General features: G+C 68.7%; 13 protein-coding genes. 11 read left to right on the top strand and 2 right to left on the bottom strand.

All coding sequences use genetic code 11. The annotated features are described in order from the left end of the window. Nucleotides 1-47 precede the first annotated feature (47 nt). Nucleotides 48-1298 carry a multidrug effflux MFS transporter gene (locus tag RX333_RS07575; RefSeq protein WP_316014322.1) on the top strand — a complete coding sequence of 417 codons (1251 nt, stop codon included), beginning with the start codon at nucleotides 48-50 and terminating at the stop codon, nucleotides 1296-1298. 40 nt (nucleotides 1299-1338) lie between these two features. Here the strand turns inward: RX333_RS07575 and RX333_RS07570 are convergent, their stop codons facing one another. Then, the gene (locus tag RX333_RS07570) at nucleotides 1339-1551 is read right to left on the bottom strand and encodes a DUF2945 domain-containing protein (protein ID WP_316014321.1); all 213 of its coding nucleotides are present in this window, start codon (nucleotides 1549-1551) and stop codon (nucleotides 1339-1341) included. 272 nt (nucleotides 1552-1823) lie between these two features. Beyond that, nucleotides 1824-3557 carry a gamma-glutamyltransferase gene (gene ggt / locus RX333_RS07565; protein ID WP_316014320.1) on the bottom strand — a complete coding sequence of 578 codons (1734 nt, stop codon included), beginning with the start codon at nucleotides 3555-3557 and terminating at the stop codon, nucleotides 1824-1826. A gap of 150 nt (nucleotides 3558-3707) precedes the next feature. Here ggt and RX333_RS07560 point away from each other — a divergent pair, with 150 nt between their 5' ends. The 10 genes from RX333_RS07560 (at nucleotide 3708) to RX333_RS07515 (ending at nucleotide 15605) form a co-directional block, all read left to right on the top strand. After that, entirely contained in the window at nucleotides 3708-4736 is a 1029-nt protein-coding gene (locus RX333_RS07560) for a TRAP transporter substrate-binding protein (RefSeq protein ID WP_316014319.1), read from the top strand. Nucleotides 4737-4850: 114 nt separating this feature from the next. Then, entirely contained in the window at nucleotides 4851-5627 is a 777-nt protein-coding gene (locus tag RX333_RS07555) for a DUF2182 domain-containing protein (protein ID WP_316014318.1), read from the top strand. A 15-nt stretch (nucleotides 5628-5642) separates the two neighbouring features. Then, a complete protein-coding gene (locus RX333_RS07550) occupies nucleotides 5643-6263 on the top strand; it encodes a DUF1326 domain-containing protein (RefSeq protein WP_316014317.1) in 621 nt (206 codons plus the stop codon). Nucleotides 6264-6326: 63 nt separating this feature from the next. Beyond that, nucleotides 6327-7313: an acryloyl-CoA reductase gene (gene acuI, locus RX333_RS07545; protein WP_316014316.1), complete on the top strand. Its 987-nt coding sequence runs from the start codon at nucleotides 6327-6329 to the stop codon at nucleotides 7311-7313. Between the two features lie 180 nt (nucleotides 7314-7493). Beyond that, nucleotides 7494-9335, top strand: a complete 1842-nt coding sequence (locus RX333_RS07540; RefSeq protein WP_316014315.1) for a BCCT family transporter — start codon at nucleotides 7494-7496, stop codon at nucleotides 9333-9335. A 161-nt stretch (nucleotides 9336-9496) separates the two neighbouring features. Beyond that, complete coding sequence (locus RX333_RS07535; protein ID WP_316014314.1) at nucleotides 9497-10885, top strand: deoxyribodipyrimidine photo-lyase; 1389 nt, start codon at nucleotides 9497-9499, stop codon at nucleotides 10883-10885. 4 nt (nucleotides 10886-10889) lie between these two features. Further along, nucleotides 10890-12197 (top strand): NAD(P)/FAD-dependent oxidoreductase, encoded by a 1308-nt coding sequence (locus RX333_RS07530; protein WP_316014313.1) that lies wholly within the window; start codon nucleotides 10890-10892, stop codon nucleotides 12195-12197. Further along, nucleotides 12194-12931, top strand: coding sequence for a DUF1365 domain-containing protein (locus RX333_RS07525; RefSeq protein WP_316014312.1), 738 nt, complete (start codon nucleotides 12194-12196; stop codon nucleotides 12929-12931). The genes RX333_RS07530 and RX333_RS07525 overlap by 4 nt, the downstream gene beginning before the upstream one ends. A gap of 61 nt (nucleotides 12932-12992) precedes the next feature. Next, a complete protein-coding gene (locus RX333_RS07520) occupies nucleotides 12993-14198 on the top strand; it encodes a cyclopropane-fatty-acyl-phospholipid synthase family protein (RefSeq protein ID WP_316014370.1) in 1206 nt (401 codons plus the stop codon). Nucleotides 14199-14321: 123 nt separating this feature from the next. After that, entirely contained in the window at nucleotides 14322-15605 is a 1284-nt protein-coding gene (locus tag RX333_RS07515) for an MFS transporter (protein WP_316014311.1), read from the top strand. Nucleotides 15606-15743: the final 138 nt, after the last annotated feature.

The raw sequence follows: 15743 nt of genomic DNA, 5'->3' as shown, positions 1-15743 counted from the left end.
GCCCGACGTCGAGGCTGACCGCCTGCCGCAGTGCAAGGAGGCGACGCATGGCCCATGTCACTCAATCCCACCCCGTCGAAGCGCCGGGCGGCGGGCGCCGCTGGCTCGACCGCACGACGCCGCCGCATATCGTCACGCTGGTGCTGATCGCGGGGATCGGCGCGCTGAACATGAATATCTTCCTGCCCTCGCTGCCGGGCATGGCCGAGTGGTTCCAGGCCGACTACGCGGTCGTGCAGCTCGCCATCTCGGCCTATCTGGGGGTGACGGCGCTGTTGCAGCTGGTGATCGGGCCGCTGTCGGATCGCTATGGCCGCCGGGTGGTGATGCTGTGGGCGATGGGGGTGTTCACGCTCGCGACGCTTGGGTGCCTGCTTTCTCCGACGATCGGCTGGTTCCTCGCCTTCCGCTTTGTGCAGGCGGTGGTGGCGAGCGGTATGGTGCTGAGCCGCGCCGTGGTGCGCGACATGGTGGGTCCGGACCGGGCCGCGAGCATGATCGGCTATGTCACCATGGGCATGGCGCTGGTCCCGATGATCGGCCCGCTGATCGGCGGCCAGCTGGAGGCGATGTTCGGCTGGCACGGCTCGGTCGCGTTGCTGGTGGTGGCGGGGCTTGCCGTCTGGTGGCTGGTCTGGGCCGATATGGGGGAGACCAATGCCGCGCAATCCTCCGGTTTCGCGGAGCAGTTCCGGGCCTATCCCGAGCTTCTGACCGCGCCGCGCTTCTGGGGCTACGCGCTGACGGCGGCCTTCGCGTCGGGGGCGTTCTTCGCGTTCCTCGGCGGAGGTCCGAACGTGGCGAGCGTGACGCTGGACCTCAGCCCGCGGGCGCTGGGGGCCTATTTCGGCTTCATCGCCGGGGGCTACATGCTGGGCAACTTCCTGTCGGGGCGGTTCTCGGCCCAGATGGGTCTGAACCGGATGATGCTGGCGGGGGCAGCGACGGCGAGCAGCGGGTTGATCGTGGCCGTGGCGCTGTTCGGCAGCGGGCTCGACCATCCGATGTCGCTGTTCGGTCCACTGTTTTTCGTGGGCGTCGGCAATGGGTTGACCCTGCCGTCGGCCAATGCGGGCATGGTCAGCGTGCGGCCGCATCTGGCGGGGTCGGCGTCCGGTTTGGGTGGGGCCTTGATGATCGGGGGCGGGGCGGCGCTCGCCGCGATCACGGGGGCCATGCCGGTGGAGCGGTTCGGGGTCTGGCCGCTCCTGATCGCGATGCTGAGCGCCGCGGTGCTGTCGGGGCTGTGCACGTTGTTCGTGATGTACCGCGTGCGCAAGACGCGGGTCGAGGCTTGAAAGAAGGCCGCTCCGGGTTCGGGGCGGCCTTCCAGTATCGTCAGGCTTTCTTCAGCTCGCTGCCGGACTTGAAGGCCTCGCCTCCATCTTCCTGTTCGATGCGGAAGGACGGCTCGTCTTCGCTGGCGTCGCGCGTGACTTCGCTGCCGTCGATCTTGAGCGTTCTTTTCTGGGTGTAGCGCTTCACCACCTTGCCGGTGGCGGTGCCGTTGCCCCATTCCCATTTCACCTTGTCGCCGACCTGAATGCCCATCTGGAAACTCCTTTTACCGGGTCAATGGGAGGTCAACGAGGTGCGGGGAGGGGGCGTTCCTGCGGCAAAAACGCAGTCTGCGATGCGTATGGAAAGCGTATGGCATGCGTATGGCAGTTTGTCGGGTGTGTTGATGGAAGGTTAACGGTGGGCCGTCCCCACCCCGGCCCTCCCCCGCTCGGCGGGGGAAGGGGCGATGGTTGGCGGGGACGGCGATCCGTTCGGCGAGGCCCCGGCTCGGGGGCCGGGGCGGGTGTCGCTTCGGAATTCGGTCAGTCGCCCAGTGCGACGCCCTCGCGGCGGGGATCGGCAGCGCCGGTCAGGGTGCCGTCGGGGGCGATCTCGATGACGTGCAGGCCGGAGTTGAGATTGCGGATGCCGGTCTCGTGGCCCAGCGCCTCCAGCGGCTCGGCGAGGGCAGGGGCCTCGGTCTCCTCCTCCAGATCGACGGTGCCGCCGCGGCTGACGACGTGACCGGCGGAGATCGCCTCGGCGGGCGACTGGTCGAGGTCGATCATCCGCACCAGGCTGGCCGCGACGTAGTTGATGATGCGGCTGCCACCCGGCGAGCCGATCAGGATCGAGGGCCGCCCGTCGGTCAGCACGATGGTCGGCGCCATCGAGGAGCGGGGGCGCTTGCCGCCCTCCACCCGGTTCGCGACGGGACCGTCCTCGCCTTCGGGTGCGAAGGAGAAATCGGTCAGCTCGTTGTTGAGCAGGAAGCCGTTCGTCATCACCCGGCTGCCGAAGCCGGTCTCGATGGTCGTGGTCATCGAGACCATGTCGCCGTGCCGGTCCACGATCACGAAATGCGAGGTGCCCGCGCGGTCGGGGGTGAGGTCGGGCGAGAGCCGCGTCTCCTGCCAGTCGGGGGTGCCGGGCTCCGCCTCCTCCATCGCCATGTCGGGCGAGATGAGCCCCGCGCGGTCGGCGAGGTAGTCGGAGGCGACGAGGCCTTCGGTCGGCATGTCCACGAAATCGCTGTCGGCCATGTAGAGACCGCGATCCGCATAGGCGAGGCGCGCGGCCTCGATATAGTGGTGCCAGATGTCGGCCTCGGCCATGCCGTCGAGATCGAAACTGTCGAGCATCCCCAGCATCTGCCCCACCGTCAGTGCGCCGGAGGAGGGCGGGCCCATGCCGCAGACCTCGTGCGCGCGGTAGAGCACGCAGACCGGGTCGCGCTCGATCACCTCGTATTCGGCGAGGTCCTGCATGGTCAGGATGCCGGGATTGGTGGGCGTGCGGACCGCCGCCACGATGTCACCCGCGATGGCGCCTTCGTAGAAGGGGGCGATGCCCTCGGCGGCGATCAGGCGCAGGGTGCGTGCATAGGCGGGGTTGGTGAGGGTCTCGCCCTCGGCGCGCGGATTGCCGTCCGCGTCGAAGAAATAGGCGGCGGTTTCGGGAAACAGGGCGAGGTCGCGGTCGGCGGCGCCTTCGATCGACGCGGCGAGACGCGGCGAAACCTCGAAGCCCGCCTCGGCCGTCTTGATGGCGGGGGCCAGAAGATCGGCCCAGGGGGTGCGGCCATGCAGGTGGTGCAGCCGGTCCAGGAGGGCGAGCGTGCCGGGCACCCCGACGGAGCGGCCGCCGGTCACGGCGTCCCAGTAACCCATCGTCTCGCCTGTCTCGTCCAGCCAGTAATCCGGCGTCGCGGCCATCGGGGCCGTCTCGCGCCCGTCGAGCGTGGTGAGTTCACGCGCGGACGCGTCCCAGTGGACGAGGAAGGCACCGCCGCCGAGGCCGGAGCTTTGCGGCTCGACCAGTCCCAGCATCATCTGCACCGCGACCGCGGCATCGGCGGCGGAACCCCCGGCAGCGAGCACGTCGTAGCCCGCCTGCGCCGCGAGCGGGTGGGCGGCGGCGACCATGAACTCCTGCGCCGTCGCGGTCTCGGCGGTGGCGCGGGCCGTCGTCTCCTCCGGCTGGTCGGGGGCCTGCTGCGCGAGGGCGGGAAGGGCGAGGGCGAGGGCGGCGAGCGATGTGGCGAGGTGGCGGGTCATGGGGGTGTCTCCTCCTGTCGGTTCGCCTTCAGGTAGTGCATTCGGGCGCGGCGGCGATGTCGCGGGACGCGCGCGCCCGGTCGCGCGGCGCGCTTGACCGGGGCGCGCCGCGCGGTACTTCTGGCCCCGGACCCAACCGGAGGGATATGCATGAAACCGATCGTCGCGGGCCTGATGGCCGCGCTTCTTGCCACACCGCTCGCCGCGCAGGAGGTGACGCTGCGCTTCCAGCATTTCGTGTCGCCCGAAAGCGCCGTGCCCAAGTATTTCATGGACGACTGGGCGGAGCGGATCGAGGAGCAGTCGGACGGACGCATCGAGGTGGAGATCTATCCCTCGATGCAGCTGGGCGGCGCGCCGCCCGCGCTGTTCCAGCAGATCTCGGACGGGGTGATCGACGGCGGATGGTTCCTGCCGGGCTACACTCCGGGACGGTTCCCCAGTGCCGAGGTGCTGCAACTGCCCTTCATGACCACGATGAGCGCCGAGGAGTCGAGCCGCGCGGCCTGGCGCTATTACGAGGAGTTTCTGGCGGAGGAATTCGCCGATGTGCGCGTGCTGGCGGTGCACGTGCACGGGCAGGGCGTGGTGCACACCCGCAACGCGCCGGTCGCGGCGCTGGAGGACATGGACGGCCTGAAGCTGCGCGGCCCCTCGCGCGAGGCGAACGCCATACTGGAGGCGATGGGCGCGGTGCCGGTGGGCATGCCCGTCCCCGCCTTCCCCGAGCAGCTGTCGCGCGGCGTGGTCGATGGCGGGGTGATCCCGTGGGAGATCGTGCCCTCGCTGCGCGTGCACGAGCTGGCGGACACGCATGTTGAGATGGGCGGGGACCGCTCGCTCTACAACACGGTCTTCGTCTGGGCGATGAACCACGAAAGCTACGACAGCCTGCCCGACGATCTGAAGGCGGTGATCGACGCGAATTCGGGGCTGGAGGCCTCGGGCATGGCGGGGGCCGCGATGGACACGGGCGACGCGCCGGGGCGCGAGGCGGCTGTGGCGGCAGGCAACGAGGTGCTGACGCTCGACGCGGAGGAGACCGCCCGCTGGCAGGCGCTGGCCGGGCCGGTGATCGAGGCGTGGATCGAGGGCGCGGAGGGGCGCGGCCTGCCGGGGACGCAGATGGTCGAGCGCGCGCGCGCGCTGATCGCGGAGGAAGAGACGGCGGAGGACTGACACGTCCGCAGGTTGAAGGGATATGCCGTCCGCGGGATCGCGGGCGGCATTTTTCTTGTGGCGGCGGGGGATGGAGGCTTACAAAACGGGAAAACGAAAGACCGGGGCGGGATAATGGATCGACTGTTGCTGCGCACGCGCGCCGCGGCCTGGCTGGCGTTCTTCGTGCTGTGCCTCGGCTCCTGGGCGATGCTCTACGTGATGGCGCGCGACATGGGGGTCGGGCCGCTCGGCTTTCCGCGGATGAGCATGGACGGCGACATGGCGATGGGTGGCACGGACATGACGCGCCTGCTGCCGCTGTTCGGCATGTGGGCGATCATGATGGCGGCGATGATGCTGCCGACCTTCGTGCCCACGGCGCGCGTCTTCATGGACCTGATCGAGGCGGAGATCGCGCGACCCGTCGGGTTGTGGGGACTGGCGACCGGCTATGTCTGGGTGTGGCTCGGCGTCGCCTGGATCCTCGCGGGCGCGCAGGTGCTGTTCGTACGGCTGGGGCTGACCGGTGTGATGGGGCAGAGCCTGTCGCTGTGGTTCTCGGCCGCGCTGCTGCTGGCGGCGGGCGCGTACCAGTTCACCGCGCTCAAGGAGTTCTGCGCCGAGCGGTGCCGCAGCCCGATGGGCATGTTCCTGCAACGCTTCGCCCCCGGACTGCGTGGCGGCATCCGGCTGGGCCTGCGGCAGGGGATCTATTGCGCGGGGTGCTGCTGGGGCCTGATGGCGATCGGATTCGCGGGCGGGACGATGAGCCTGTTGTGGATGGGGCTCGCCACGTTGTTGATGGTGCTGGAGAAACTGCCGGAGATCGGACGGTGGTTGACCGTCCCGATCGGCTTAGGTCTGCTGGGGCTGGGAACCTGGGTCGGCTGGCTGGCCCTGACCGCCTGAGGGAGGGCACGCAAGATGTTCGACGAGCTGCCGCACTGGCATCTGAAGGGGGAGCTGATCCTCAACTGCAATTGCACGGTGTTCTGCCCGTGCGTGGTGAGCCTCGGCGCCCACCCGCCGACGGAAGGCGCGTGCCATGCCTGGATCGGCGTCAGCATCGACGAGGGGGCCTATGACGGGACCGATCTGTCGGGGCTGAACATGGGTCTGATGCTCGACATTCCCGGCCGCATGGGCGAGGGCAACTGGAAGGTCGCGGCCTACGTGGACGAGCGGGCGGACGATGCGGCCTATGAGGCGCTGCTCGCCATCTTCTCGGGTGCCGCGAAGGGGACGACGGGTCTGTTCACCATGCTGGTGAGCGAGATGATCGGCCACGAGCGCGCGCCGGTGGTGATCGAGAAGGACGGGCGCAAGCGCCGCCTGATGATCGGCCGCAAGATTCAGGGCGAGATCGAGGAGATCGAGGGCGCCGATGGCGGGCCGGTCGTGATCGGCAACACGCAATACTGGATGGGGCCGGACGTCGTCGTGGCGCGCGGCACCAAGTCGCGCGTGCGCGATCACGGGCGGGTCTGGGATTTCGGCGGCCGCTCGGCGGAGATCGTCAAGATCGACTGGTCGGGCCCGTCCTGAGAGACGCGCCTTCGAGTATTTGAACCAATCCGAAAGACGGAAGAACAGACGGGGAGAGACGTCATGGCATTCGACGCATTGGTGGTCCGCAAGGATGACGAGGGCAAGACCCACGCCGAGGTCGAGCAGGTCGAGCTGGACCAGCTGCCCGAAGGCGAGGTCGTGGTCGCGGTCGAGCATTCGACGGTGAACTACAAGGACGGTCTGTGCATCGGGCCGGGTGGCGGGCTGGTGCGCGACTATCCGCACGTGCCGGGGATCGACCTCGCGGGCACGGTCGAAAGCTCGGAGGACGATCGCTACAAGCCGGGCGACAAGGTGGTGTTGACAGGCTGGCGCGTGGGCGAGAACCGCTGGGGCGGCTATGCGCAGAAGGCGCGGGTCAAGGCCGACCATCTGGTGCCGCTGCCCGATGGCTTGACCACGCGGCAGGCGATGGCGGTCGGCACCGCGGGCTTCACCGCGATGCTGGCCGTGATGGCGCTGGAGGATCACGGGCTGGTGCCGGGCGGCAAGCCGGTGCTGGTGACGGGGGCGGCGGGCGGCGTCGGCTCGGTCGCGACCGCGATCCTCGCCGCACTGGGCCACGAGGTCGCGGGCGTGACCGGGCGGCCCGAGACGGCGGACTACCTCAAGGGCCTCGGCGCCACGCAGATCGTCGCGCGCGAGGAGATCAACGAGACCACCAAGCGCCCGCTGGAGGCGGAGGCCTGGGCTGCTTGCGTCGATGCGGTGGGCGGGCCGATGCTGGCGCGCGTGCTGGGGCAGATCGCCTATGGCGGCTCGGTCGCGGCGGTGGGGCTTGCGGGTGGGGCGGACCTGCCCGCGAAGGTGATCCCGTTCCTCTTGCGCGGGGTGAACCTGCTGGGCATCGACAGCGTGATGCAGCCTTACGACAACCGCCTGCGCGCCTGGCAGCGGATCGCGGCGGACCTGCCGATGGAAAAGCTCGACGCGATGGTGCAGGAGGCGACGCTGGCCGACCTGCCGAAGCTCGGGGCCGACATCCTGAAGGGTCAGGTGCAGGGGCGTGTGGTCGTCACGCTCTGACTTCCCAACAGGCGGAAAATCGCGGGGCCGGGGCGGAAAAATGTCCGTTTCGGCCCCTATACGTTCGTATTCGGGCTTCGGGTGTGACAGTTTGTCCGTAGGCTTTTGCAACCGGAGCCAGCCGTGGCGGCCCCTCGGGAGCGGCAGCGGCACGAACCACAACAAGAAAGGAGCCTTTGCATGACGGACACGTCGCAAGGAATTCCCTCGCCCGACGGGGACCACCATCCGATCGATACGGAATACGAGATCGGGCAGGACAACATCACGACGAATGTGGGGCCGTTCGGACTCGACATCCACAACCCGGTCTTCCTGATCTCGGGGATCGTGATCGTCGCCTTCACCTTCTTCACGCTCGCCCTGCCCGAGGCGTCGGGTTCTCTGTTTTCCTGGCTGTTCGGGGCGGTGACGAAGGGCTTCGACTGGTTCTTCCTCGGCGCGGCGAACATCTTCGTGGTGTTCTGCCTGGCGCTGATCGTGCTGCCGGTGGGCAAGGTGCGGCTGGGCGGCGCGGACGCGACACCCGATTACGGCTATCCCGGCTGGTTCGCGATGCTGTTCGCGGCGGGCATGGGCATCGGCCTGATGTTCTACGGCGTGTCCGAGCCGCTGACGCATTTCTCGACCGCGAACGGGGGCGTCAGCTATGGCGTGACCTATGGCGGCGACGGCGATCCGACCGAGTTCGGCGAGCCGTTGGGCGTGACCGCCCCGTCGCCCGACGCGGTCGAGGCGGCGCTGGACGGGTTGAACCTGGGCGATGCGCGCGGCGATTTCGCCGCGGCGACTGCGCGGTCCGACTGGTCCCCGCTGGGGGCGGCGACCGGCGACGAGGTCGAGGCGGTGCGTCTGGGCATGGCGGCCACGATCTTCCACTGGGGTCTGCACCCCTGGGCGATCTACGCGGTCGTCGCACTGGCGCTGGCGCTGTTCAGCTACAACAAGGGGCTGCCGCTGACGATCCGGTCGGCCTTCTACCCGATCTTCGGGGAGCGTGTCTGGGGCTGGACGGGGCATGTCATCGACATCCTCGCCGTGTTCGCGACGCTGTTCGGGCTGGCCACCTCGCTGGGTTTCGGCGCAACGCAGGCCGCGAACGGCCTGACATATCTGTTCGGGTCGGGTGATGCGGCGGAGGGGACGCGTGCCTTCCTCGGCATGTCCTTCGGCAATACCGAGGAGAGCGGAGCCGAGAATTCCGGTGCGCTGCTGGTTCTGCTGATCACGGTCATCACCGGCATCGCCCTGATCTCGGTCATGCGCGGGCTGGACGGCGGGGTGAAGATCCTGTCGGAGATCAATATGGGCCTCGCCGGCCTGCTGTTGCTGTTCGTCCTGCTGGTCGGCCCGACGCTGGCGATCCTGACCGGCTTCGCCGACAGCCTGATGGCCTATTTCGCCTATCTGCCGTCGCTGTCCAACCCGTTCGGCCGCGAGGACGTGAACTTCAGCCAGGGCTGGACCTCGTTCTACTGGGCCTGGTGGATCTCCTGGTCGCCCTTCGTGGGCATGTTCATCGCGCGCGTCAGCCGCGGTCGGACCGTGCGCGAGTTCGTCATCTGCGTGCTGCTGATCCCCAGCCTGGTCTGCGTGCTGTGGATGAGCGTCTTCGGCGGGACCGCCATCCAGCAGGTGCTGGTCGACGGGTACACGGGCGCGCAGGACGCGGCGCTGGAGCTGCAGCTGTTCAAGATGCTGGAAGAACTGCCACTGGCCACGATCACCTCGCTGATCGGGATCGTGCTGGTGATCGTGTTCTTCGTGACCTCGTCGGACAGCGGCTCGCTGGTGATCGACACGATCACCGCGGGCGGCAAGGTCGACGCGCCGGTTCCGCAGCGGGTGTTCTGGTGCATCTTCGAGGGCGCGGTTGCCATCGTGCTGCTGCTGTCCGCGGGGGGGCTCGGCTCGCTGCAATCGATGGTGATCTCGACCGGGCTGCCCTTCACGATCGTCCTGCTGATCATGTGCTGGGCGATCTGGAAGGGCCTGCGGACCGAACGGGCCGCGATGAAATAGGCACGATGACGTGCCGATGAAGCCGAGGGGCGCCTTCAGGGGCGCCCCTTCGACGTTCAGGGAGGGTGCGCAGTCTCGTTCAGGTTGAAAATCGCCTGCGCGCGTTGTGATCCGATCGCGTCGCCTTACCGTAAGGACCCTGACGAGGGGGAAATTCCGGTTTGAGCAAAGACGTTTCCATTCTGTGGCTGCGCCGCGACCTGCGGCTGTCCGATCATCCGGCGCTGTGCGCCGCGGCGGAGGCGGGGGCGGTGGTTCCGGTCTTCATCCGCTCGGCCTGGGTGGACGATCTGGGGTCGGCGGCGCGCTGGCGGCTGGGCCTGTCGCTCGACGCGCTGGCGGGCGAGCTGGAGGATCGCGGCAGCCGCCTGATCCTGCGGGCCGGACCGCCGCGCGAGGTGCTGGAGGCGCTGATCGAGGAGACGGGGGCGACCTCGGTGCATTGGACGCGGCTCTACGATGGGGAGAGCCAGGAGCGGGACGCGGAGATCAAGTCGGCGCTGAAGGATCAGGACATCGCGGTCGAGAGCCATCCGGGCCACGTGCTGTTCGAGCCGTGGACGGTCGAGACCGGGTCTGGCAGCTATTACAAGGTCTACACGCCCTACCGGAAGGCGGTAGAGGATCGCGACATTCCCGAGCCGCTGGACATTCCCGACCTGGCCGCGCCGGGCAAATGGCCCGAGAGCGACAGCCTGTCCGATTGGAACCTGAGCGCGGACATGAACCGCGGGGCGGAGGTGGTGGCCGGGCATGTCAGCGCGGGGCCGCGCGCCGCGGTGGGGCGGATGGGTGCCTTCATGCGGAACGGCATCGTCGACTATGACGACGAGCGCGACCGGCCCGATCATGACGGCACCTCGAAGCTGAGCGAGTATTTCGCCTGGGGCGAGCTTGGCATCCGGCAGGCCTGGCACGCGTCGAAGCCGCATACCGGGCAGGGGGCGCAGACCTTCCGGCAGGAGCTGATCTGGCGCGATTTTGCCTGGCATCTGATCTACCACACGCCGCAGATCGAGGAGCGCAACTGGCGCGAGAAATGGGACGACTTTCCCTGGCGCGACGACAACGAGGATGCCGAGCGCTGGCGGCGCGGCATGACGGGCGAGCCGATCGTCGATGCGGGGATGCGGCAGCTCTACGTCACCGGCTGGATGCACAACCGGGTGCGGATGATCGTCGCCTCCTACCTGACCAAACATCTGATGACGCATTGGAAGGTGGGGCTCGACTGGTTCGCGGAGTGCCTCGTGGATCACGATCCGGCGTCCAACGCGATGGGCTGGCAGTGGTCGGCGGGATCGGGACCTGACGCGACGCCGTTCTTCCGCGTCTTCAACCCCGCGACGCAGGCCGAGAAGTTTGACCCCGACGGCAGCTACCGCGACAATTGGCTGCGACCCGAAACCTACAAGGACGCGGCCTCGTTCTTTCAGGCGATCCCCCGATCCTGGGGGATGAGCGCGGACGACCCCTACCCGGACCCGCTGGTGGATCTGAAGGAGGGGCGCGAGAGGGCGCTCGACGCCTATGGCGAATTCAAGGATTGAACATATGAAGATTGCGATCGTCGGCTCGGGCATTTCGGGCATGGGTGCCGCTTTGGCGCTGTCCGAGGAGCACGAGGTGGTGCTGCTGGAGGCGGATGACCGCTTCGGTGGTCATGCCAACACGGTCGAGGTGGCGGGCACGCCGGTCGATACCGGGTTCATCGTCTACAACCACGACAACTATCCGCACCTGACCGGGCTGTTCGACCATCTGGGCGTGCCCACGAAGGCGAGCGACATGAGCTTCGGCATGTCGATCGACGGGGGCCGGACCGAATATGCCTGCGATGACGTGTGGCGCATCTTCGCGCAGCCGGTGAACCTGCTGCGCCCGCGCTTCGTCGGCGGGGTGCGGGAGATCCTGCGCTTTCACCGCGACGCGCCGAAGGACCTGGAGGCCGGGCGGCTGGCGGGGGTGACGCTGGGGCGGTATCTGAAACGCGAGGGCTATGGCGACTGGCTGCGCGACAGCTTCCTGCTGCCGATGGGCGGGGCGATCTGGTCGACGCCGGTGGGCGACATGCTCGACTTCCCGGCGGAGAACTTCGTGGCCTTCTTCCGCAATCACGAGCTGATGAACGGGAACGGGCCGGGCAAGCGCTGGCGCACGGTGGACGGGGGCAGCCGGGAATATGTGCGGCGGCTGCTGGCGGCGTTCGAGGCGAATGGCGGCGAGGCGCGCACCGGCGCGCGCGTGACGGCCGTGACGCGGACGGGCGGGCGGCCGGTGCTGCGGATGCAGGACGGGTCGGAGATGGCGGTCGACAACGTGGTGCTGGCCACGCACGGCCCGCAGGGGCGCGCGCTGCTGTCGGACGCGGACGGGCAGGAGGACGCGATCCTCGGGGCCTTCGAGACCAGCGCCAACGAGGCGGTGCTGCATTCCGATCCGCGCCTGATGCCGAAGCGCAAGCGCGTGTGGTCAAGCTGGAACTTCCTGAGCGACGGCGCGGATGGCGGGCGGCCCGCGCCGATCACCTACTGGATGAACCGGTTGCAGGGCATCGACCGGGCGCAGCCGCTCTTCGTCAGCCTCAATCCGGGTGTCGAGCCGGACCCGGCGCTCGTCCACGGGCGTTTTGCCTATGCACACCCGCTGTTTACCCAAGAATCGTTTGACGCGCAGTCGCGGATCGATACGGTTCAGGGGCGCGGCGGGGTCTGGTATGCCGGCGCCTGGTTGGGGTACGGATTCCATGAGGACGGCCTGCGCAGTGGATTGCGTGTGGCCGCCGCGATGGGCGCGCTTCCAAGCTGGCGGGGCGAGGAGGTGTCGCCCATCGCGGGCACTTTCGCGCAGGCGGCGGAATGAGCCGACCGGCCATCACCCTCTATACCGGTCACGTCATGCACATGCGGCTGAGCCCGAAGCGGCATCGCTTTCGCTATCGCGTCTTCTCCTGCCTGTTCGACCTCGACCGAATGGAGGCCGCGATGGCGGGCAGTCGCATCTGGGGCCGGGTGCTGCGCTTCGAGACGAAGGACCACGGGCCGCGCGACGGCTCGGCGCTGAGACCCTGGGTCGAGGAGCAGCTGGCCGGGATCGGCCTGCCCGCGCCCGCACGGATCGAGCTGCACTGTTTCCCCCGGCTGTGGGGCTATGTCTTCAACCCGCTGTCGGTCTATTTCTGCCGCGACGCGGACGAGCGGGTCTATGCCACGCTCTACGAGGTGAAGAACACCTATGGCGGGCAGCAGGTCTATGTCCTGCCCGCCGAGCATGGCGAGATGATCCGGCAGCGGCAGGACAAGACGTTCTGGGTGTCGCCCTTCATCCCGATGGAGCAGACCTACCGCTTCGACGTCGCGCCGCCCGGCGAGGCCTTCCGGCTGCGCATCCGCCAGCATGGCGATGGCGGCGAAGAGGTGCTGATCGCCACCCATACCGCGACGGGCCGCCCCGCCACCGATGCGGCGCTGGCGCGTGCGGTCGCCACGCATCCGCTGATGACCTTCAAGGTGATCGCCGCGATCCACTGGGAGGCTCTGCGCCTCGCGCTGAAGGGGGTGCGGTTCCTCGGCACCTCCGACCCTGCGACGCGATAGCCGGTCGCGCTGCCCCCTTCGCTTGAATAGGCTGACCCGAATGACCTTCGACGGACCCGACATGACGCATCTTACCACCACGCGCGGCGCGCGCGACCTGCCGCGCTGGTTCGCGCGCGCCTTCGACATCCTGTCGCGCATCCGGGCGGGGACCATCGACCTCGCGCTCGCCGATGGCCGCGTGTTCCGGGCCGAGGGGGCGGAGCCGGGCCCTTACGGGCGCATCGATGTGGTGGACCCGGCCATGTTCTCGCGCGTGGTGCGGGACGGGGAGCTGGGTTTCGCCGAGGCGTTCATGGACGGGCAGTGGGACACGCCGGACCTGCAGGCGCTGCTCGATGTGCTGCTGCTCAACAACGACGAGATCGGGCGCAACGCGCCGGGCCTCGCGCTGGTGCGCGCGTGGGAGCGGATGAACCATTGGCTGCGCCGCAACTCCAAGGAGCAGGCGCGGCGCAACATCAGCTATCACTACGATCTGGGCAATGCGTTCTACGGGCTGTGGCTCGACGACACGATGAGTTATTCAAGTGCATTGTTCACCGATCCGCAGATGGGACTGGAAGCCGCGCAGATCGCGAAATACGCCTCGATGTGCGACCAGATCGGAGTGCAGCCGGGCGACCACATCCTGGAGATCGGCTGCGGCTGGGGGGGCTTCGCCGAGTACGCCGCGAAGGAACGCGGCGCGCGCGTCACCGGCCTGACCATCAGCCAGGAGCAGCACGACTATGCCGTCGAGCGGATCGCGCGCGCGGGTCTGGCGGACCAGGTCGAGATCGTGATGCGCGACTATCGCGACGAGACGGGCACCTATGACGGCATCGCCTCCATCGAGATGTTCGAGGCGGTGGGCGAGCAATACTGGCCCACCTATTTCGACACGGTTCGCGACCGGCTGAAGCCCGGCGGGCGCGGCACGTTCCAGATCATCACCATCGCCGACCGGCTTTTCCCGGAATACCGCAAGGGCGTCGATTTCATCCAGAAATACGTGTTTCCGGGCGGGATGCTGCCCTCGGCCACCGCGCTGCGCGAGCAGTTCGCCAAGGCGGGGCTGGAGGAGGTCGGCAGCGTGGCCTTCGGGCAGAGCTATTCCGAGACGCTGCGCCGCTGGCACGAGACGTTCAACGCGAAATGGGACGAGATCGCGGCGCTCGGCTTCGACGACCGCTTCCGCCGGATGTGGAATTTCTACCTGACGAGCTGTGCCGCCACGTTCCGCTACGAGACGACGGACGTGGTGCAGGTGACGGTGCGGCGGTAGGCGGATGGTGGTCGCCCCCTCACCCAACCCTCTCCCCGAGGGGAGAGGGCTTTGGCGCGAGGGTGATCGGACGGTGCTCTCCCTCTCCCCCGTGGGGCAGCGGGGCGGGGTGAGGGGGGTGGTATGACATCCCTTCCCCGCGCTCAGCTTCTCGCCTATGCCGCCCCCGCCTTGCCGATGGCGGCGCTCTACCTGCCGGTCTACGTCTTTCTGGCGCCGTTCTGGACCGGGGCGATGGAGCTGTCGGTGGGGACGGTGGGGGCGATCTTCCTGGCCGTGCGGCTGCTCGACGCGCTGACCGATCCGGCGATGGGCTGGCTGTCGGACCGGGTGCCGATCGCGGGGTTGCGGCGCAAGCCGTGGATGGCGCTGGCCGTGCCCGGCCTCATGCTGGCCGCCTGGGGGCTGATGATGCCGCCCGAGGGCGCCGGCGCGGGCTGGTTCGCGGGCTTTCTCGTGCTGTTAACGGTGATGTGGACGGCGTTCCTGACGCCCTGGTTCGCCTGGGGGGCCGAGTTGACGCCCGATTATGGCGAGCGGGCGCGGGTGACGGTCTGGCGGGAGACGGTGGGGCTGATCGGCACGGTCTGTGCCATGCTGCTCTACGGCACGGCCGATCCGGGGACGGGGCTCGCGCGGGTGGCGCTGCTCGTCATGGTCGGCCTGCCGCTGCTGACGCTGTACGCCCTGCGCGCGCCCGAGCCGGGGGTGGCGCGCGCCGTGTCGGGGGGCGAGACGCTGCTGGCGGTGTTCCGGGGCGAGCCGGTCTTCGCCCGGTTGCTGGTGGCCTATCTGCTGAACGGGGCGGCGAACGCGCTGCCCGCGACGCTGTTCGTGTTCTTCGTCGAGTTCCGGCTGGGGGCGCCCGACTGGGCCGGGCCGCTCCTGATCCTCTATTTCGGGGCGGCGGTGCTGGGGGCGCCGCTGTGGATCTGGGCCGGGGGGCGGTTCGACAAGCACCGGGTGTGGTGCGTGGCGATGATCTATGCCGCGTGCATCTTCGCGCTGGCCTTCGGGCTGGGGGAGGGGGACGTGGCGGCGTTCGCGGTGATCTCGGGGTTGAGCGGACTGGCGCTGGGCGCGGACCTGTCGCTGCCGCCCGCGATGCAGGCGGATGTGGTGGATCTCGACACGGCGAAACGGGGGCAGGCGCGCACGGGGGCGTTCTTCGCGCTGTGGTCGGTGGCGACGAAGGCGTCCGTGGGCGTGGCGAGCGGTGTGGCGCTGCTGTTGCTGGGGCGGGCCGGGTTTTCGGGGCAGGACGGCAACGGGGTGGAGGCGCTGGTCTGGCTCGCGGCGCTCTACGCGCTGGCGCCGGTGGGGCTGAAGCTGGCGGCGGTGGCGCTGATGTGGCGGTTCCCGCTGGGGCGCGCGCGGGTGGAGGCGGTGCGGGCGGGGATGGAATAGGCGCGCATCGGCGGGCCGCGGTGCGGCGATCCGACATCGGAACATGGCACTTTATGCCAGCCAAGTGCGTGTGATTTAGCCGCAGTGCACTCCATCAACCAAATCGCCGTGCCGGGGGGCGGGTCACGCTGGAAGCGT

Source organism: Roseobacter sp. HKCCA0434, from assembly GCF_032464675.1.
Lineage (GTDB): Bacteria > Pseudomonadota > Alphaproteobacteria > Rhodobacterales > Rhodobacteraceae > Pontivivens.
Note: the sequence above shows the minus strand (reverse complement) of the source record. Positions and strands in the feature narration are given on the sequence as shown.